The organism is Leucobacter sp. CX169 (genome assembly GCF_017161405.1).
In the GTDB taxonomy this organism is placed as follows: domain Bacteria; phylum Actinomycetota; class Actinomycetes; order Actinomycetales; family Microbacteriaceae; genus Cx-87.
On the sequence record NZ_CP071051.1, the window covers coordinates 2,105,564 to 2,124,463 of the forward strand.

Below are 18,900 nucleotides of genomic sequence, written 5' to 3' on the forward strand. Positions count from 1 at the left end.
GCCGGCAGCTATGCAACCTGGTTCATCCGAATGAGATTGCCCGCCAAGATGTTGGCCCCACGCGCAAGGCTCTCGATATCGAGAGATTCGGCGTAGTCCCGGTCGATCCGATCGCGCACGCGGCGCAGGACGGCGAGGCCTCGCAGTCGCTGCGCTTCCGAGCCGTCCAATGGCATAACCGACATTGTCCAACTTCGCGCCCGCGAATACGCTCTTACCTACGCTGCAGCGGGCAGCCCGACATCAGTCTTCGACGCTTCGAGGAGCTCCGCCAGCCGCCGCAGGTCTTCCCGCAGTTCTCTGCGCGACCTGACCCACAGGATCGGCTCCGCCAGGCGGGCGATTCCTTTCAGCCGGATCACGACCGATGCGCGCACCCGGGATCCGCGCTCATCGGCCGTCACCACGTACGTGCCCCCGCCGCTCCAGGGGTCGCCGTCCAGCTTCCAGCTGAGCGAGGCGCCGGGCTCGAAGTCCGTAATCACCCAGTGCACCGCGACCGAGTGCGGCCCTGCGACCGTCTTCCCGTGCACCCCGACTCCCGGGCTGTTCGCCCCCAGGTAGCGAGAGGCCTCAACCGACCCCCGCCACTGCAATTCGTTCTGCGTGTGCGAGAGAAACGTGAAGGTCCTGCCGACCGAGGTCGGCACCGATACGGAATGCGCTGTCTTCATTGACGTCTCCCTTGGCCGAGATCCCCCACGGCGATGCGTGACCTGACCGGCCCCAGCGCAAATCGTAGACAGGGTCCGGCGTTCAGCGCAAGGGTGCGGCGCACCCCAGATCAGGCGGCAGACGAATCCGCCGAGGACGCGAAGAGGTTGAGGCCAAGACCCCGCGAGAGATATGCGATCGCCCGTTGCCCTCGGACGCTCGCCCCCGAGGAATCGAGCGGCGGGGAAAAGGTGCCGATCGCGCCCTTGCCCGGTGAGACGGCCACGATGCCACCGCCGACCCCGGACTTGGCGGGGACGCCGATCTCAAAGAGCCACTCGCCCGAGCGCTCGTACATCCCGGTCGCGGCGAGCACCGCGAGAGTGTCGCGGCAGACCGCGGCCGAGACGACCTGTTCGCCCGTCACCGGGTTCACCCCGCCATCCGCGAGCGTCGCGCCCATCACCGCGAGGTCGTGCGCCGTGACGCGCAGCGCACACTGGCGCGTGTAGATGTCGACCATCTCGAGCGGGTCGGCGTCGAGCCTGCCGTACGACTCGAGCAGGTGAGCGATGGCGCGGTTGCGCTGATTCGTGCTCGACTCGGACGCGTACACTTCGCCGTCCAGCTTGAGCTGGCGCCCGGCGAAGGCGGAAAGGCCGGTGCGCACCAGCTCCCACTTCTCGGCCGTCGTGCGGCCCGGAATCAGCGAGGTGGTGACTACGGCACCCGCGTTGACCATCGGGTTCATCGGGTGCCCGTTGTTCAGCTCGATCGCCATCACGGAGTTGAACCCGAGGCCCGTGTTGTTCACGCCGATGCGGTCCTTGACCGCGGCGTGCCCAAGCTCCTCGCAGACCAGCGCATAGACAAACGCCTTCGAGATCGACTGGATCGAGAACTCGTGGAGGGCATCCCCCGTGTCGTGCACCGATCCGTCGGCTCGGCTAACGGAGATCCCAAAGAGCGACGGGTCGGCCGCGGCCAGCGCCGGAATGTAGTTCGCAAGCTCCCCATCGTCGAGGTCGCGGTAGCGCTCGTATGCGTCGATGGTGAGCGCCTCCACCTTGTCCCAGGCGGGCAGGTCGCCAGTGGATACGCGTTGCGCGACACTGGCTGATTCTGACGTGATCATGGTTCTCCCTCGGCGTGGGGCAAGCTTAGCGTCCGGCAGTATCCTGCCCGCGCGGGTGCCACCGCTCGGTGGGCGCTCGCCGATCTCGGCGAGTCGGGCTACAGTTCGTGACATCGACCTTCCACCACAAGGGAGCCTCATGAGAGCAGCAGTCGTCGACCGGTACGGACCACCCGAGCAGGTCAGGATCACCGAACTGCCCACGCCCGAACCCGGCCCGGGCCAGATTCTCGTGCGCGTTGAGGCCGCTGCCGTCACCTCCGGCGACGCTCGCATGCGCGCGGGTCGGTTCCCGCCCGGGTTTGGGCTTCCCGCCCGCCTCGCGATCGGGCTGCGCGGCCCCCGGGCGAGCGTCCTGGGCGTGGCCGTGTCGGGCCGAATCGAGCGCGTCGGAGCGGACGTCGCCGGGTTCGCCGCGGGCGACGACGTTGCCGGGATGACCGGCATGCGCCTCGGCGGCCACGCGGAGTTCGTCGCGGTGCCGGCGAAGGCGTTCGCGCCAAAACCCCTGGCCGTCAGCCATCCCGATGCCGCGGGCGCACTGTTTGGCGGCAGCACTGCGCTGTACTTCCTGCGAGACCGCGCGGGCACGGGCCCCGGGCTGCGGGTGCTCGTGAACGGCGCCTCCGGCGCTGTGGGTTCCGCCGCGGTGCAGCTCGCCGCCTCCTTCGGGGCCGTCGTGACCGCAGTCTCCAGCGCCCGCAATCGCGAGTTCGTGACCCGGCTCGGCGCGCAGCACCACGTCGACTATGCACGCACCCCCGTGGTGGCGCTGGAAGAGCAGTACGACGTCGTGTTCGACGCAGTCGGCAACCTCTCTCGGGCGGACGGCCTGCGCCTACTCGCCCCCGACGGGACATTGGTTCTCGCGGTGGCGAGCCTTGCCGACATGATTCGCTCGCGCGGCCAGGTCGTCACCGGGACCGCGCCGGAACGTGCGGCGGACTTCGCGCTGCTGCTTGAGCTCGTCGCGAGCGGACGGTTCGATCCGTCCGTCGAGGTGCTCGGCGGCCTGGAGGCCCTGCCCGAGGCCTACCGCCGCATCGACTCGGGCCGGAAGGTCGGCAACCTGGTGATCCTGCCTCAGCAGGACGCAGACCCGAACCGCAGTGCCTAGAGCAGCCCGAGTTCCATCGCGCGAGTGACCGCACGCGTGCGATCTCCGACCGCGAGCTTCTCGAAGACATGCAGCAAGTGCGTCTTCACGGTGGCCTCCCCGATGCACAGCCGCACCGCGATCTCGGGGTTGCTGAGACCCGCGGCCACGAGGGCCAGTACCTCGGTCTCGCGCGGCGTCAGCGTCGGTTTCGGCGCCGGATCGATGCGCGATCGCGCCACCAATCGGGCAACCATCTCGGGCGCGAGCACACTTCGCCCGGCTGCCACCGAGCGCACCCCCGCCAGGATCTCGGCCGCGGGTGAAGCCTTGAGCAGGTAGCCGCTGGCGCCCGCCTCGATGGCCGCCAGGATCTGGTCGTCAGTCTCGTACGTGGTGAGCACGAGCACCTGCGGGGCGTCCGCCTGCCCATCGGCGATGCGGGCCGTCGCTTCGACGCCGTCCACCCCGGGCATGCGGAGGTCCATCAGCACGACGTCGGGGCGATGCGCTGAAGCGCGTGCCACCGCTTCCGCTCCATCGCTTGCCTCTGCCACGACCTCGAGGTCTGATTCGTGGGCGAGCAGCGACACGATTCCCGCACGGACCACGGGGTGATCGTCGACGACCAGGATCCGAATCATCGGAGGACACCTTTCGCTTGCACCGTCGGCACGGGAAGCGGAAGGCTCACCCTGAGCAGCGAACCGCCCCCAGGGGCGGCTCCAAACGACACGACTCCCCCAGCAAGCGCCACCCGCTCACGCATGCCGGCGAGCCCGAAACCTGCCGTCTGGTCGTCAGCGTTACGACTCTCGCTCCCAGGGGCCGGTCCGACGCCGTCATCGAGCACGGTGAGCAGGACCGCGTCAGGTCCCGCCGCAAGATTCAGGCGCGCGGTCGCTGCACGCGCGTGCTTACGTACATTCGCGAGGCCCTCCTGCGCAGCTCGCAGCAGGACTACCTCGAGCTCGCGCGGCAGTTCGCTGGGGGTGACGCTCACCGTGACCGAAATTCCCGTCTCGTCCTGAGTGCGCACCGCGATCCGGCTCAGTGATTCGGCGAGCCCGCGGCCGCCGAGTGGGTGCGTGCTCGCGACCAGCGCGCGTGCCTCGGCAAGCGCGTCCCGCGCCGTGCGCTCGATCAGCGCAACCGTGCGGGTTGCCGCGGGCGCAACTGAGGACGCAGCCGCGGGGCCTTCGTCTAGCTCGGCCCCTGCGCGCTCCGCCAGCATGACGAGACCAGTCAGGCTCTGCGTCAATGTGTCGTGGAGATCGCGCGAGAGGCGCTCCCGCTCAGCCGCCGCGCCTGCCGCTGCGCTGAGCTGCGCCACCTCGCCCTGCGCCTGTGTGAGCTGCGCGACCAATTCCTTCGCGGCGGCACCGTCCTCTGAGATTCGGGTGATCCAAGTGCCGAGCGCGATCGAGAACGCGAAGCTGAGCGCCTGGATCCCGGCGACAATCGCGATCGACGCGGTCAGATCGATGCCGGTCGGCCCGAGGCTGACCCACAGGCCGGCCCCGATCAGCAGCGCGAGTACTCCGCTGCCCACGACCGCTCGGCCATACGAAGGCGAGAGCATCCACAGCATCGGATAGAGCAGCGCCTGCAGACTGGCGAGATTGGGTTCCGCGGCAACGCCGACGGCCGCCAGCACGCCGACGATCGCAAGGAACACGAGCGCGAGCCCTGGCCTCGCCTGCTCCGTATCTGCCCGAGCGATGAGGCCCCGCCCCAGCAGCAGATACGCCAGCAGGATCCCGGCGAGCGACACCGCAGCAACCACCACGTTCGCGGGGGCCGGGTTCGAGAGCACGAGCGCCCCTGCCATCGCAGCGAGCGCCACGGCGACCACGATGTCCCACCACTTCATCCGCATCACAGAGACAGCCTCCCACGAAGGCGACTCACGAGCGGCGAACCCACCGGAAGGTGAGCAAGCTGAGCACCAAACCGATCGCAAGCCAGCCCGACAGCACCGCGGAGACCATGCCCAGGTCCCAGGCCCCAGAGACCTCGGCCACGGCAAAGCTCTCGGGAAGGAAGGCCGCGCGCATGCCCTGAGCCATCCACTTGAGCGGGAAGACTGATGCGATGTTTTGCAGCCATTCAGGCAGCATCGAGAACTGCAGGTAGACGCCCGAGATGAACTGCAGGATCAGCACGGGGGGCAGCACGACCGCGACGGCGCTCTTGCCAGTGCGCGGGACTGCGGCGAGCGCGACGCCGAGCAGCGCGCACACCGCGGTGCCGAGCACGAACACCCAGGCAAAAATCCACCAGTTCGCGGCCTCCGTCGGGAGTTCGACGCCAAAGGCGAAGCGGGCGACGAGCAACAGCAACACCGCCTGCGCGAGCCCGGTGACAAACACCTGCCCGAATTTCCCGATGAAGTAGCTCACCGGAGAGAGCGGGGTCCCGCCAAGGCGAGCGAGTCGTCCGTCGCTCTTCTCCATCGCGATGTCGACGGCGAGGTTCTGCGTGCCGCTCAGCAGCATGCCCGCCGCGAGCATACCCGTGAGGTAGTAGGTGGCGATGCTCACGCCGCCGCTGCCGTCAGGGTTCGTGCCGATGTTGCCCTGCGAGCTGAACGCGGCACTGAAGATGACGAGCATCATCACTGGGAAGAGGAAGGTGAAGAACACGGTGTCGCCCGCGCGGAAGTACCCGCGGAGTTCGAAGAGGGCGAGCCGGATCCCAGTGGGCAGGATCCCGGGAAGGGCCCCAGCCTGGCGCCGGGCGGCGGAGTGCGAAAGCCCTGCGGCGCTCATGCTGCACGCCCTTCGAGCTGCGCGGCGCGGTCGTCGCCGATGAGGCCGAGGTAGATGTCTTCGAGGCTTGGCCTGATCACCTCGAGCTCTGGCGGTTCGCCGCCGTGCCCGGCGACCAGGCGCGCGACCAGCTCGCCTGGGTGCTCGGTGCGTTCGTCGTGCAGTTGCCCATCGGGCCCGCGCCAGCGCACCCGAGGCACGCGCGCGAGCGGCCCGCCGATTCGGTCCACGGTATCGATGGCGACCAGGCGCCCACCCGAGATCACGCCGGCGCGATCCGCGAGCCGGGCCGCCTCCTCGAGGTAGTGGGTCGTGAGCAGGATCGTGGTGCCGTCCGCCTTGAGCGATTCGATGAGGCCCCAGAACTGGTGCCGCGCCTCTGGGTCAAACCCGGTGGTGGGCTCGTCCAGGAAGAGCACCTCCGGGTTTCCGACGATGCCGAGGGCGACGTCGACGCGCCGCTGCTGCCCGCCCGAGAGCTTGGTCACCCGCACGTCCCGACGCTCCGCGAGGCCGACGGCGGCGATCACGGCCTCCGGGTCCCGGGGGTTTGGGTACAACGCGGCATAGTGCCGCACGAGCTCGACGACCGTGTACGGCCCAGTGTCTCCGCTCGTCTGCGTCACGATCCCGATACGCGCCCTCCAGGCACGCCCAGCCGCGACCGGGTCGCTCCCGAGCACGCGCACGCTTCCCTCGCTCGGACGGACCACCCCGGTCAGGATCCCGATCGTGGTGGACTTCCCCGCCCCGTTGGGGCCGAGCAGCGCGAAGGTCTCTCCGCCCGGAATCTCCAACGAAACGTCGTCGAGCACGGTGCGCGCGCCATAGCGTTTGGAGAGCCCGATTGCCTCAATCGCGGCGCCCACCGGGGCAGTGTGTGCAGTCATGACACCAGTCTCGCCCGGCAACGGGTAAAGCGGCAGCCGTCAGCCCACTGATCTTTCCCTCCACCGGTCAGTGGATGCGGGTCGTCACTCAGGGCGCGTCGAAGATCGCCGGTTTGTCTTCGGACGTTGATCCGGCCAGGCGGATGCCGAGCAGCCGCAGCACCTCGAAGTATCGGGCGTTCGCCTGCTTGCCTTTGCCGAGCTCGAGCTCCGACAGCCAGCGTTGGCTGACGCCGAGCCGGTCGGCGAGATCCTGCTGGCTCGCCCCGTAGCGCTCGCGCACGGAACGCACCAGACGTCCGACGTCCTCTGGGGAGCTGATCGGTGATTCCACATGGTCCTCCTTTGCACGAATTCGTAGTCACAGCCTACGCGGCGATGGGCACCAGGCCACCACCCTCCCAGGCAAATTCCCCGCCTGCATCAATACGCTGGGACCACCAACGAAGCTCTGGAGGATCCATGAAGTGCCCTACTGATTCAGCGACACTCGTCATGAGCGAGCGCAGCGGCGTCGAGATCGATTACTGCCCCGAGTGCCGGGGCGTCTGGCTCGATCGCGGCGAGCTCGACAAGATCATCGACCGCGCCGAGGCGGAATTTGCCGCGCGCACCCCCGCTGCTGCGGCTCCTGTGGCCCCGGCTGCTCCCGCAGCTCCCCCCGCGCACGCCGCGCCGAGCTACCCGGATCCCCGCTACGCGCAGCAGCAGCCTCAGTACGACAACCGCGGGTACGACAACCGCGGGTACAACCGGCCGAAGAAGAAGGAAAGCTGGTTCAGCGAGCTGTTCGACTAAACCACCCGTCGTCAGCAGGGGCCGATCGCGAAGTTTCGCGCCCCTGCTGACTCCGGCAGCGGGAATGAAAAGTGCCACCATTCCTGCGGGTACGGCTCGAAGCCAGCGGCGAGCATCGCCTCGCGTAACCGGGTGCGATTCTCGAACTGGGCAGCGTCGATCCCTTCCGCCTCGTAGTGAGAGCGCAGATCGAAGAGGTCGAACTCGCCGCCCATATCGAGCGGTTCACCCGAGGCCGAGTCGACGAGGGTGAGGTCGACCGTGCCGCCGAGCGAGTGCTTCGAACGCTCGGCGATGTAACCGAGTTCGAAGAGCTGCGGCTTCTCGAACGTCGGGTAATACTCGGCCCGCGTCGCGTCATCGTCTGTCTGCGCCCAGTCCATGAAGAACTGCACGGCGCGTGTTGGGCGATATGCGTCGAGAACGAGCAGCTCGAGCCCTTGCCCGGCGAGCGACGACTGCACGGCCGCGAGCGCCTCGGCCGCGTCATCGCGCAGCACCGCGGCCGATTCCGATTCGTACCCGTCGACGACCTCGCCGGTGAAGTTGGCGCGGGTGGCGTAGCGCAGCTCGACCGCGATGCTCGGGTCGACGTCGCTGACGTACTCAAAGCCCTCGGGGAGCAGCGGGCAACTTGCGCCAGTCACCGCGTCCGCGCTGCCCTCGGCCGCCTCAGGCGCGACCACCGAACGGGCATGCGTACATCCGGCAAGCATCACCAGCGCCCCGGCGGCGAGTGACGCCGTCACCGCGATCCGCTTCGCGTAGTTCACGCGGTCCCCCAACTTCCCAGCCTGAATCGTCGGCGACAGCCGCCGAGCGATCGATTGACGCCATTCTGGCGCATACCGAGTGCTCGCGCGAAACACCGTCCGCAGAGGTGGGAAAGCTGGCTCAGCGAGCTGTTCGACGAGGCAGTTCCGGGGCGATGGCAGCGTGTACGTTGCCGTCGCCCCGCACTTGCGACATGATCGCGAGCGTCTGCCCGTCGGGGTCGTGGAAGAACGCCATCCACTCCTCGACCCCCGTCTCGTGCTGGTAGATGAGGTGCGGCGCCCCGATGAAGCTCACGCCGCGCTCGGTGAGCAAGGCGTGGGTCGCATGAATGTCGTCCACGCGGAAGTAGATGACCGACTCGCCCCGCACATCGGTTTCACCCTCGCCCGAGGTGAGAAACAGCCGCATACCGCCGAGGTCGAAGAACGCCAGGTCGCCAAACCGGTAGAGCATGGCGAAGCCGAGCACGTCGGAGTACCACTGAACCGCCGCCTCGATGTCACTCACCCGCCGGGAGATTTGCCCGACCGGTCCCATCGTGAACTGATCCATCGCGACCTCGCAATCTGACTCGGTTCCACGGTAGCCGCGTAAGCCGAATGTGACCTCCGTGTTCGGCTACCGAACCTGAGCCGCGCGCTCCTTACTCCAACTCACCAGCGGGTGCAGCAGCGAGATCAGCGCACGCCCGGATGGCGGCACCCCTAGACCTACGTCCTGTCTTTGGGCGAGCGGCCGAGCGGCGGTGCACCGGACGCGTTCGCTGTGCTTAGCTGGTCTCGCACTTCCCGGCGCCAACATCGCGGCGCCGCGATCAGGGTGCGCCGTGACCCGGGGGGCGAGCGAATGCGAAGGACTGGCGCGCACCACCGCGGGCTACCGCCAATGCGTCGATCGCTCGACCGCTCGCTCATTGCGCTCGCGTGCGCGGGGATGCTCTTGGTCCTTGTCTTGGTCGCCGTGACTCCGACTGACTTACCGCTCGCCCCCTTCGTGCTCTTTCCCCTCACGGTCGCGGTGTACCTGGGCGCTGGCCTGCTCGCGTGGCACGGACGCCCCGGCAGCTTGATGGGTCCGCTCATTCTGCTGTCCGGCGCCGCAGTGCTCCTGGTTGGCCTCGGGAACTCCCCGCTGCCCGTGCTCGCGACCGCCGGCACCCTAGCCGCGACCGTGCCCCTCGCCACGTTCATTCACCTCCTACTCGCCTTCCCCACCGGTCGACTGCGCACCCGCGCGGCGCGGGCCACCACCGCTATGGCCTACCTCACCGCCACCTTGCTGCAGGCGCCGGTGCTAGGTGAGTCAGTGCAGGCCGCGGCGGGCGCCATCGTATTCTCGGCCACCGCCCTGCTGCTCATCGTGCGCCTGCGTGCGGCGAGCGGGGCCGAACGCCGCGTCCTCATCCCGCTCTTTTCGTACGGACTCATCGCGACCATTCTGCTCGTCACGTCCGCTCACCTGTTCCCACTGCTGCTCGGCTGGCAGCTCGACCAGGTGGGCACCTTCCAGCTCGTCGTCTTCATGGCGCTGCCTGTGGCATTCTCGCTCGCCGTGCTGCGCGGCGGCGTCGCCCGCACCGGCGAGGTCGAAGAGCTCGGCGAGTGGCTCGAATCTGGGACGACGAACCAGACGGGAATCGCCTCCGCACTCGCGCGGACCTTAGGAGACCCCTCGCTCACCATCTGGTTCTGGGCGCCGCAGCTCAACGCGTTCGTCGACACACAGGGCGACCAGGTTGCCGACCCACACGGGGACGATCAGCGAGGATTCGAGATCGTCCAGCTTGATGGTCGTCGCATCGGCGCCATCAGCTTCGACCGCGCGCTGTCCTCCGAGCCGGAACTCATGAGCACCGCGAGCAGGGTCGTCGCGCTCGCGCTTGACCGCGAGCGGCTCACCGCGCTGTTGCACGCGAGCCGCACCGACCTCCAGCGGTCTCGGGAACGCCTTGTTGAGGTGGCGGACACCGAGCGTCGGAGGATCGCGCAAGACCTCCATGACGGTCTCCAATCCGAGCTCGTGCTGCTCGGCATCGAGGCGCAGCAGATGGCGCACGCGGCCGCGGACGACACCGACTTCGCCGAGCGCGCCGTTCGGCTGCGGCGCGACATCGATCGCTCGGCAGCAGGCCTCCGCAGCCTGGTGCACGCCGTCATGCCCGCGCCCCTCATTCAGCGCGGTCTCTCGGCCGCCGCCGAAGATCTCGTGGATCGCATGCCCATTCCCACCGAACTGCACCTTGCTGTCGCTGACGGCGAGCTCTCCGCGGCAATCGAGAGCACCGCATATTTCGTGGTCGCGGAAGCCCTCACCAACGCAGTCAAGCACTCGGCGGCGAACTCCATCCGCGTGGCGCTCGAGCGCTCCGGGTCCACCCTGTGCATCGAGATACGCGATGACGGCGTGGGCGGCGCGCGCGCCGGCATCGGCGCCGGACTCACGGGAATGGCCGAGCGCATCGACGTGCTCGGAGGGGCCATGCGCATCACCAGCGTGCCGGGCGAAGGCACCACGATTCGGGCGGAGGTACCGAGTGATTGAGACGCCGAACAACCCACTGCTGCGCATAGTGCTCGGCGAGGACGAGGTGCTGCTGCGTCGCGGCCTCGAGCTCGTGCTGAGCCAGGCGGGCATGGTGGTAGTGGGTTCGGTCGGCAACGCTGCCGACCTCGAGCAAGCCGTCGCCAGCCTCTCCCCCGACATGGTCATCACCGACATCCGCATGCCACCGACGTTCACCGACGAGGGCTTGGTCGCGGCCCGCAGGATCCGCTCACGCTTCCCGGGCCTCGCGGTCATGGTGCTCTCGCAGCACGTGCAGCGCCGCTACGCGCTCGAACTTCTCGGCCAGGCTGGGCCCGGCGACCCGGGGACGCAACCTACCGGCGGCGTGGGCTACCTCCTCAAGCAACGCATCGCTGACGTCGACGGCTTCATCGAAGACCTGCGCGAGGTCGCTGCGGGAGGCACCGCGATCGATCCCGAGGTCGTCGCGGTGATGGTGGCGCGCGCCCGGATCGCCGATTCGGCTGTCGGCTCGCTCACGCCGCGGCAGCAGGAAGTCTTCGCGTTGGTCGCGGAGGGTCGCAGCAACGGCGCGATCGCCGCCCGGCTGTTCATCAGCGAGAAGGCGGTCGTACAACATATCTCGCGCATCTACGACGCGCTATCGCTCCCGGTCGCCCCCGACGCCCACCGGCGCGTGCTGGCGGTCTTGAAGTACCTCAACCGCGATTCCGGCAACTACACGAAAACGAACGACAGCAGCACGCCGACGGTGACCGCGACCCCCACGTAGACCAGGTTCGGCAGTTGGAACGAGTGGTCGAACACGAACTTGCCCATCTTGGTCGTGCCGGTTTGGTCAAAGGCGACGGTCGCGACCTGGCTGCCGTTCGCCGGCAGGGTGTACATGCCCATCGCAGACGGCCACAGCCCCACCAGCAGCGCGGGCGGCAGACCAATCGTGATGCCGATGGGGACAATCGCGTTGGTCGCGCTCGACTGGCTCGTCGTCAGCATCGCCACGACGAAGAGGGCGAGCGCAAAGAGCAGCGCGCCCAGGAAGGCTGACGAGCCCGAGACCACCGAGCCCAGCCCGTCGACGATGAGCTTCTGGTTCGCAGCAACGAAGGTGTTTGCGAGCCAGGCGATGCCGAACAGAGCGATCGCGCCGACCATGCCGGCGGGGAACGTCGCCTGCTTGGGCACGTCCGCTGCCTTGACCTTGCAGAATACGAAGATGAGCGCCGCGATCACGCCCATCGTCACCTCGATGATCACCGTGACGCTCAGCCGCGTGGGGTCGCCGTCGGCGTTGGTGCCGATGACGGGGCGCAGGCCCTCAAACAGGCCGAACATGACGATCACGCCGACGCCGATGAGGAAGAGTGAGGCGGACATGACTGCGGTGCGCGGCAGCCTGGTCTCGCCAACGTTGGTTGCGGGCGGCTTGATCTGCGCGTCTGCCAGCCGACGTTGGAACTCAGGATCGTCCTCAAGGTTCTTTCCGTGCTTGAGCATGACGAGCGCCGCCATGAAGAGTCCGGCGATCGAGGCCGGCCACATGATGAGGAGCAGCCGACCGAGGTCGACGCCCTGCGGCGCCAGCAGCACGACCATCGAGGCGGTGGCAGCAGAGACGGGCGAGCACAGGATCCCGACCTGCGACGCGACCGCCGAGACCGCGAGCGCCCGTTCCGGCCGGATCTTCTGCTGGTACGAGACGTCGTAGATCACTGGCAGCAGCGGGTAGAAGATGTTGCCGGTGCCGGCGCCGACCGTAAAGAGGAACGACATTGCGGGTGCGAGAAAGACCACTGAGCGCGGCCGCTTCCGAATCACCTTCGCGGCGACCGCCACCATCCACTCGATGCCGCCCGCAGCCTGCATCACGGAGGCCGCTGTAATCACAGTAATGACGATGAACACTGCGTCCACGGGGGCGTTTCCCGGGGCCGATCCGAAGCCGAACACGAGCACGGCGACGCCGACGAGTCCCCAGACACCGAGCCCGATTCCGCTCGTGCGCGTGCCCATGTAGATTGCCGCAACAACCACGACGAGCTGGGCGAGCATCACCCACACGTTGTCATTCATGATGAGGGCCCTGTCTGCACGGGCGCGGAAGCCTCCAGCACCGTAAGCGGGAGTGGCGTTTCGACAATGCGTCCATCGATCGCCTCGACTCGCAGCGCGAGGCCGCCCTCGACCGGGCTGATCGCCGCTTGGAACACACCATTCTCGAAGTGCACGGATTGCAGGTTGCCGACCGCGTAGCCCGTGCCGAGCTCACCGCTGAGCAGCGCCGCGTGAAACAGCGGCTGGCGCTGATCCTCCGCGTCGTAGTGCGGGCAGAAGCTTCCGGGCACGAGGCCAAGCCCCTCGGGCAACACCTGAAGCGTCGGCCCGTAGCTGTCCGTCGTCCCGCCCTCAAACCAGCAGATCCCGCCGGCGCTGCCGCCAGTGAACACCACGTTCGAGGCCGGATCCTGCCACATCTCGCGCAGGATCGTATCGAGACCCTGACCCTTCCACACATCGAGCATGTTGGCGGTGTTCCCGCCGCCGACGTGAATGACGTCGAATCCCCGAACGTACGACGCGAGGTCGTCCACCGTGCGATGAAAGAGCGGAAGATGGTGGGGAGCGCAGCGGTCCGAGTCATACGTCGCGTAGAAGCTCACGATGTATGACGCGTCGTCACCGGTCGCGGTTCACACGAAAAGCACCCGCGGCCGCCTCTTGCCGTTCAACCCGAGTATGAAATCGTGCGTGGGGTCATTCCCCCGCTGCATCATGGCCTTGCCCGCCCCGGTCGCCACTACGTGCGCCATCGCTGCCCCTTTGCCGCTCGCCGTGGATTCACACGCTATCCGAGCAAGTATCGAGTGTCGACCAATTTTCGGGTGAACTTCCCTACGCCGGCGTCTCGAGGGGCTCGGCGAGCGCCAGCAGCGCCGCCCGTCCGAGGGTCAGCGCGGCGGGGGTCACATAGGGACTCCCGGCAGCCAACGCGAGGCCCTCGGCGGCGTGCCGAATCACCAACACGCGCTCGGTGGACAACCCGTCGGCCGCAAACGCGGCATTCCACAGCGCCGCGTCCCGCTCGAAGATGTCTTGCACCTCGACTGCGTTCCCGAACACCGCGATCAGCCCGGTCGGACTGTAGACCGAGCTGAGATAGTCGCTGTCTCCGGTGAGCGCCCGGACATAGCCACGAGTGAATTGCCCGGCGCGTACCTCGCTGAGGTCGATGTGTGCGCGCACCTCCTCCCACATCCGCACGGCGCAGTGCTCCATCACCCCGTAGACCAAGGCGTCTCGGCTCGGGAAGTGGTGCATGAGCCCGCCCTTGGCGACCCCGGCTCCCTCCGCGATCTCGGCAAGGCTGACCCCGGCCCCGCGCTCCGAGAACAAGCGTTCGGCGGCCTCGAGGATCGCGCGTCGGGTGCGTTCTTTGTCGCGAGTGACGACGGGTTCAGTGCGCGACATTCACGGCCGATTCTGCCCCGCGCGGCGACGGGATGACGCGCCAGGCGACCACCGCGGCCACGATGAGCAGCGCCGCGGCCACATACGACGTGGTCTGCACCGCGACCGTGAACGCGTGCTGCGCGTGCTCGATGACGGTGGTGTTGTCGACCGTCGCCATCGCCACGGCCAACGATTCCTCCACCGCCTTTGTCGTGGCAGCATCGGTGTCAACGGGCAGCGCGAGGTTCGAACGATAGATCGCCAGCTGCACCGAACCGAGCACGGCGATGCCCAGCGCGGCGCCCAGCTCGTAGGCCGTTTCGGCGATCGACGCCGCGGCCCCCGCGCGGGCCTCCGGCACCGAGGACACCACGGCGTCGGTCGACAGCGTCATCGCGACACCGACCCCGAGGCCCACGACAGCGAGGAAGATGCCGAGACCCCAGTAGCTCGGCATCGTGATGGTCAGGCCGATGCCCGCGAGCCCGATACCGCCCAGGGCCAGGCCGAGGCCGATCGAGCGACCCCGTCCGAGCCACGCCACCAGGAACCCAATGAACAGCACGACGACCATCGAGGCGATCGTCGAGGGTAGTTCGGCGATTCCGGCGAGCAGCGGCCCGAACTCGCGCACCAGCTGCAGGTATTGCGAGAAGAAGAAGAGCAGACCCATGAACGCGAAAATGGCGAGACCGTTCGCCGCGACCGAACCGGCGAACGCGGGCATGCGGAACAGGGTGAGGTCGAGCAGGGGGTGTGCGAGCCGCAGCTGTCGGCGGATGAAGACCCAGCCGGCCAAAAGCCCGATCAGCGCAGTGCCCACCACCACGAGGTCGAAGCCGCTACTCACCCAGTGCTTGATGGCGAACACGAGCGGAATGATCGACAGGATCGACAGGGCGGACGACAGCAGGTCGATGGGAGCCTTCGCGTCCCCTCGCGACTCAGGGATCAGGATCGGCCCGGCGACCAGCACGATCACCATGATCGGCACGTTGATGAGGAAGACGGACCCCCACCAGAAGTGTTCGAGCAGCACGCCGCCGACTAATGGCCCGAGGGCGGCGCCAGCGGTGGCACCCATCGACCAAATAGCGATGGCTTTGGTGCGCTGCTTCGCGTCCACGAACATTGCCCGCACGAGCGAGAGCGTCGAAGGCATCAGCGTCGCGCCTGCGATGCCGAGCAGCGCCCGTGCGGCGATGAGCATCTCGGCGCTCGGGGCGAACGCGGCGAGTACCGAGGCGACACCGAACGCCGCCGAGCCGATCAGCAGGAGCTTCTTGCGGCCGATGCGGTCGGCGAGATTGCCCATGGTGATGAGCAGGCCGGCGAGCGCGAAGGAGTAGATGTCGCCGATCCACAGCAGCTGCGAGGCTGTCGGCTCGAGGTCGACGGTCATGGAGGGAACGGCGAGGTAGAGCACCGTACCGTCGACGGTCAGGAGGACGACGACCAGTACGAGCACCCCGAGGGCAGCCCATTGACGTCGGCCGGCGCGGGCGGGCGGTGCGGATGATTCGGGGTGTGCCATGCGCACCAGCCTACCGACCAGACGGTTTGTTCAACAAGCCGACTGGTCGGTTTCATCTATGTCACCCCGACGAGTGTGATCCGGCGCAGGATCGACGAAATCTCTCACCTGACGCTCACGCAGACCCTGTGCAGCCCCGAAGAAGACGGCGCCCAGCCCACGCACCACTTCGGCTGCTACCGTGGGGCGCTGGCACTCGCTGGCCTTAGGGAAGACTTCTCGTTGACCGCCCGGCGTTCCGCCCCGCCACGATTCCGTCGCCTCCTCTGAGTTACTCAGAGGATTGCTCATGCACCCGTCCACCCCCATTTCCGTCGTATCCACTCTCCCCCGCGGCAGCCGCGCCATCGTCTACTGCGACGGGCTCTTCGGCGAGCAGGACGGCAAGACCGCCAACGGCCTCGTCCGCCACTCCGAGAAGTACGAGATCTTGAGCGTCATCGACCGCACGCAGGCTGGCGTCGACGCCGGCATGCTGCTCGATGGCGAGCCCAACGGCATCCCCGTGCTCGCGAGCCTGGACGACGCGATCGCGCACGCCGGCAGCGTCCCCGACTACCTCATCTGCGGGCTCGCCCCGGCCGACGGGCTACTCTCGAACGCCCAGCGCATCGTGCTGCTCGACGGCATTGATCGCGGCATGCACATCATCAACGGCCTGCACGAGTTCCTCAACGACGACGCCGAGTTCGTCGCCGCGAGCCTCGCCGCTGGCGTCACGATCACCGACATTCGGCAGCCGAAGGCCAAGAAAGACCTGCAGATGTTTACCGGCAGGATCTTTGACGTGACCTGCCCCCGCATCGCCGTCCTCGGCACCGACGGCGCGGTCGGCAAGCGCACCACCGCCACGCTGCTCGTGCAGGCGCTCAATGAGCGCGGTATCAAAGCGGTCATGGTGGGCACCGGCCAGACGACGCTCATCCAGGGAGGGAAGTACGGGGTCGCCCTCGACGCCATCATCCCTCAGTTCTGCTCGGGCGAGGTCGAGAACCAAGTCGTGCTCGCATTCGAGAACGAGCACCCCGACGTCATCGTGGTCGAGGGCCAAGGGGCGCTCAGCCACCCGGCCTACCTGAGTTCCACCGCGATCCTGCGCGGCAGCCGCCCGCAGGGAGTCGTCGTGCAGCACGCGCCCACGCGTGAGTTCCTCGGCGACTACCCGGCGATCAGGACGCCCACTGTGGCGAGCGAGATCGCCCTCATTGAGGCGTTCGCCGCCACCAAAGTGATCGGCGTCACCATCAACCACGAGGGCATGACCGACGTCGAGATCGGCGCGGCCATCGACCAGCACGAGATCGAGCTCGGCCTGCCCGCGACCGACCCGCTCACCCGGCCGCTCGACCGGCTCGTAGATATGGTGCTGCGCGCGTTCCCGACGATCGAGGCGCCGCTCGCCTCGGCCACCCGGTGAACGCCCCACGCCTGAACATCAATCTCACCACGATCACGCACAACGCTCGGGTACTCGTCGGCTTGCTCGCCCCCAAGGGCATTCAGATCGCCGGCATCTCGAAGGCCGTGTGCGGCTCCCCCGACGTCGCCGAGGCCATGCTGCGTGGCGGGGCAGCCCGCATCGGCGACTCGCGCGTTGAGAACCTGACCCGGCTGCGGGTGGCGGGCGTCACGGCGCCGCTCACGTTGGTCCGCTCACCCATGCTGAGCCAGGTTGAGCAGACGGTATTACACGCGAGCACCAGCTTGAACACCGAGCCTGCGGTGCTTGACGCGCTCTCTGAGGCTGCCGTGCGGCTCGGCGTGACGCACGGGGTGATCCTCATGGTCGAACTCGGCGACCTGCGCGAGGGCATCGCGGCCGACGACGTCGTGGCGGCCGCGCGGGCGGTCGAGCGCAGCCCCGGGCTGACGCTCGAGGGGCTCGGAACGAACCTGGCCTGCCATAGCGGGGTCGTGCCCGATCAACGCAAGATGGACGAGCTCTCGCGGCTCGCGGACAGCGTCGAGGCCGCCGTCGGCCACCCGCTCTCTGTTATCTCTGGCGGCAACTCGGCGAACCTCGAGTGGGCACTTTCGACCTCAGACACCGGCCGCATCACCGAGCTGCGGCTCGGAGAGGCGATCCTGCTGGGGACGGAGCCGCTGCAACGCAGCCCCATCGCGGGCCTGCAAACCGGCGCATTCACCCTCGTGGGCGAGGTTATTGAGGCGAAGCTGAAGCCCGTGCAGCCATGGGGCGAGATCTCCGCGGCCGCGTTCTCGCACCGCACCCCGCCCGTGGGCAACGGGTTCATCCGTCAGGCCATCGTCGCGCTCGGTCGGCAAGACACCGATCTCGCTGGCCTCATCCCACCGGCCGGCATCACGATGATCGGCATGAGCAGCGACCACCTCGTCGTCGACCTCGGTGACCAGGACGTGTCGGTGGGAGACGAGCTCACGTTTGGGCTCGATTACAGCGCGCTCATGGTCGCGGCGACCTCGCCGTTCGTCGGCACCCGGACGTTCGCGAATTAGGCGCTTTCGCGCACGGCCTCCGGAAGGGGCTGTGCGCGCTCCCACATCTGCAGCAGCAGCGCCTCGTCCACGCCCTCAATCGCGTGCGAGTCGTCCTCGAGCTGCGGGTTGATGCCCCGCACTTCTTGGTGCATCTGCTCCATCCGTCGATCGAGCTGGCCGGCGATATCGGCGGTCTGCGTCAGGCTCGCGGCGAGGTGGTCGGGCACCGAGCCGTTGTACTTGTAGTGAATCTTGTGTTCCAGGCTCGCCCAGAAGTCCATGGCGATCGTGCGAATCTGCACCTCAACGGTCACCGGCACCGGACCCGACGTGAGAAATACCGGAATCTGGATGATGGCGTGCAAGCTCTGGTATCCATTGGGCTTCGGGCACTTGATGTAGTCCTTGATCTTCAGCACCTGGACGTCGGACTGCGACGTCAGCGTCTCGAGCACCCGGTAGGTGTCCGAGATAAAGCTGCAGGTGATCCGGATCCCGGCGATATCGGTGATGCCGGCGCGGATCGACTCGGTCGTCATCTCGAGGTCGCGCCGCAACGCCTTCTCCAAGATGCTCGCGGTCGACTTGATGCGCGACCCGACGTGCTCGATGGGGTTGTACTGGTGCAGGTGCAGAAACTCGCGCTGCAGGATCGACACTTTCGTCAGCACCTCGTCGATCCCGAACTGGTGCTCCATCTGCAACCGCAGGAAGTCCTCGCGCATCTTCCGCGCAAAAACGAGCCGCTCCTGGTTCGGCGAACCGCTCACAAAACTTCGAGGCAATTGCGCGGTGGGAGAACTCATACG

Annotated in this window: 20 protein-coding genes and 1 pseudogene; 6 read left to right on the forward strand and 15 right to left on the reverse strand. The window is 67.6% G+C overall.

The genetic code is table 11. The features are described 5' to 3' along the window. Positions 1-8: 8 nt before the first annotated feature. The 3 genes from JW030_RS09620 to glsA all read right to left on the reverse strand — a co-directional run bounded on the left by JW030_RS09620 (position 9) and on the right by glsA (position 1,789). Positions 9-185, reverse strand: a complete 177-nt coding sequence (locus JW030_RS09620) for a hypothetical protein (protein ID WP_188044318.1) — start codon at positions 183-185, stop codon at positions 9-11. 33 nt (positions 186-218) lie between these two features. Continuing rightward, on the reverse strand, positions 219-674 hold the full coding sequence (locus JW030_RS09625; protein WP_188044319.1) for an SRPBCC family protein: 456 nt from the start codon (positions 672-674) through the stop codon (positions 219-221). A 110-nt stretch (positions 675-784) separates the two neighbouring features. After that, positions 785-1,789 carry a glutaminase A gene (glsA, locus tag JW030_RS09630; protein ID WP_188044320.1) on the reverse strand — a complete coding sequence of 335 codons (1,005 nt, stop codon included), beginning with the start codon at positions 1,787-1,789 and terminating at the stop codon, positions 785-787. A gap of 139 nt (positions 1,790-1,928) precedes the next feature. Between glsA and JW030_RS09635 the strand changes: the two genes are divergently transcribed. Continuing rightward, a complete protein-coding gene (locus JW030_RS09635) occupies positions 1,929-2,906 on the forward strand; it encodes an NAD(P)-dependent alcohol dehydrogenase (protein ID WP_188044321.1) in 978 nt (325 codons plus the stop codon). On the opposite strand, the gene JW030_RS09640 is transcribed toward JW030_RS09635, so the two are convergent. From JW030_RS09640 to JW030_RS09660, 5 genes are all read right to left on the reverse strand, one after another. Further along, positions 2,903-3,529 (reverse strand): response regulator transcription factor, encoded by a 627-nt coding sequence (locus JW030_RS09640; RefSeq protein WP_188044322.1) that lies wholly within the window; start codon positions 3,527-3,529, stop codon positions 2,903-2,905. The two genes, JW030_RS09635 and JW030_RS09640, sit on opposite strands and share 4 nt — an antisense overlap. Then, entirely contained in the window at positions 3,526-4,764 is a 1,239-nt protein-coding gene (locus JW030_RS09645; RefSeq protein WP_241095623.1) for a sensor histidine kinase, read from the reverse strand. The genes JW030_RS09640 and JW030_RS09645 overlap by 4 nt, the downstream gene beginning before the upstream one ends. Positions 4,765-4,792: 28 nt before the next feature. Continuing rightward, complete coding sequence (locus JW030_RS09650; protein WP_188044324.1) at positions 4,793-5,656, reverse strand: ABC transporter permease; 864 nt, start codon at positions 5,654-5,656, stop codon at positions 4,793-4,795. Then, complete coding sequence (locus tag JW030_RS09655) at positions 5,653-6,546, reverse strand: ABC transporter ATP-binding protein (protein ID WP_188044325.1); 894 nt, start codon at positions 6,544-6,546, stop codon at positions 5,653-5,655. Before JW030_RS09655 ends, JW030_RS09650 begins: the two co-directional genes overlap by 4 nt. An 88-nt stretch (positions 6,547-6,634) precedes the next feature. Next, a complete protein-coding gene (locus JW030_RS09660) occupies positions 6,635-6,880 on the reverse strand; it encodes a helix-turn-helix domain-containing protein (RefSeq protein WP_188044326.1) in 246 nt (81 codons plus the stop codon). A 128-nt stretch (positions 6,881-7,008) separates the two neighbouring features. On the opposite strand from JW030_RS09660, the gene JW030_RS09665 reads away from it, so the two are divergent. Continuing rightward, a complete protein-coding gene (locus JW030_RS09665; RefSeq protein ID WP_188044327.1) occupies positions 7,009-7,344 on the forward strand; it encodes a zf-TFIIB domain-containing protein in 336 nt (111 codons plus the stop codon). An 11-nt stretch (positions 7,345-7,355) separates the two neighbouring features. On the opposite strand, the gene JW030_RS09670 is transcribed toward JW030_RS09665, so the two are convergent. Together JW030_RS09670 and JW030_RS09675 are read right to left on the reverse strand one after the other, a co-directional pair. Beyond that, positions 7,356-8,117, reverse strand: a complete 762-nt coding sequence (locus JW030_RS09670) for a M15 family metallopeptidase (protein ID WP_188044328.1) — start codon at positions 8,115-8,117, stop codon at positions 7,356-7,358. 121 nt (positions 8,118-8,238) lie between these two features. Next, complete coding sequence (locus JW030_RS09675) at positions 8,239-8,673, reverse strand: VOC family protein (RefSeq protein ID WP_188044329.1); 435 nt, start codon at positions 8,671-8,673, stop codon at positions 8,239-8,241. 333 nt (positions 8,674-9,006) lie between these two features. Between JW030_RS09675 and JW030_RS09680 the strand changes: the two genes are divergently transcribed. Together JW030_RS09680 and JW030_RS09685 are read left to right on the forward strand one after the other, a co-directional pair. Further along, positions 9,007-10,662 carry an ATP-binding protein gene (locus JW030_RS09680; protein ID WP_188044330.1) on the forward strand — a complete coding sequence of 552 codons (1,656 nt, stop codon included), beginning with the start codon at positions 9,007-9,009 and terminating at the stop codon, positions 10,660-10,662. Further along, on the forward strand, positions 10,655-11,419 hold the full coding sequence (locus tag JW030_RS09685; RefSeq protein ID WP_241095404.1) for a response regulator transcription factor: 765 nt from the start codon (positions 10,655-10,657) through the stop codon (positions 11,417-11,419). Before JW030_RS09680 ends, JW030_RS09685 begins: the two co-directional genes overlap by 8 nt. Here JW030_RS09685 and JW030_RS09690 read toward each other — a convergent pair. From JW030_RS09690 to JW030_RS09705, 4 genes and pseudogenes are all read right to left on the reverse strand, one after another. Further along, positions 11,365-12,720, reverse strand: coding sequence for an anaerobic C4-dicarboxylate transporter family protein (locus JW030_RS09690; RefSeq protein WP_188044331.1), 1,356 nt, complete (start codon positions 12,718-12,720; stop codon positions 11,365-11,367). The genes JW030_RS09685 and JW030_RS09690 overlap by 55 nt on opposite strands. Beyond that, positions 12,717-13,325: pseudogene (locus tag JW030_RS09695) on the reverse strand (Type 1 glutamine amidotransferase-like domain-containing protein); the annotation flags it as partial. The gene JW030_RS09690 and the pseudogene JW030_RS09695, both read right to left, overlap by 4 nt. 214 nt (positions 13,326-13,539) lie before the next feature. Continuing rightward, entirely contained in the window at positions 13,540-14,115 is a 576-nt protein-coding gene (locus JW030_RS09700; protein ID WP_188044332.1) for a TetR/AcrR family transcriptional regulator, read from the reverse strand. After that, positions 14,102-15,631, reverse strand: a complete 1,530-nt coding sequence (locus tag JW030_RS09705; protein ID WP_188044333.1) for an MFS transporter — start codon at positions 15,629-15,631, stop codon at positions 14,102-14,104. The genes JW030_RS09700 and JW030_RS09705 overlap by 14 nt, the downstream gene beginning before the upstream one ends. Positions 15,632-15,920: 289 nt before the next feature. Between JW030_RS09705 and JW030_RS09710 the strand changes: the two genes are divergently transcribed. Then, positions 15,921-17,048 carry a DUF1611 domain-containing protein gene (locus tag JW030_RS09710; protein ID WP_188044334.1) on the forward strand — a complete coding sequence of 376 codons (1,128 nt, stop codon included), beginning with the start codon at positions 15,921-15,923 and terminating at the stop codon, positions 17,046-17,048. Continuing rightward, complete coding sequence (locus JW030_RS09715) at positions 17,045-18,109, forward strand: alanine/ornithine racemase family PLP-dependent enzyme (protein WP_188044335.1); 1,065 nt, start codon at positions 17,045-17,047, stop codon at positions 18,107-18,109. The genes JW030_RS09710 and JW030_RS09715 overlap by 4 nt, the downstream gene beginning before the upstream one ends. On the opposite strand, the gene JW030_RS09720 is transcribed toward JW030_RS09715, so the two are convergent. Further along, positions 18,106-18,897 carry a GTP pyrophosphokinase family protein gene (locus JW030_RS09720; RefSeq protein ID WP_188044336.1) on the reverse strand — a complete coding sequence of 264 codons (792 nt, stop codon included), beginning with the start codon at positions 18,895-18,897 and terminating at the stop codon, positions 18,106-18,108. The genes JW030_RS09715 and JW030_RS09720 overlap by 4 nt on opposite strands. Positions 18,898-18,900 lie beyond the last annotated feature (3 nt).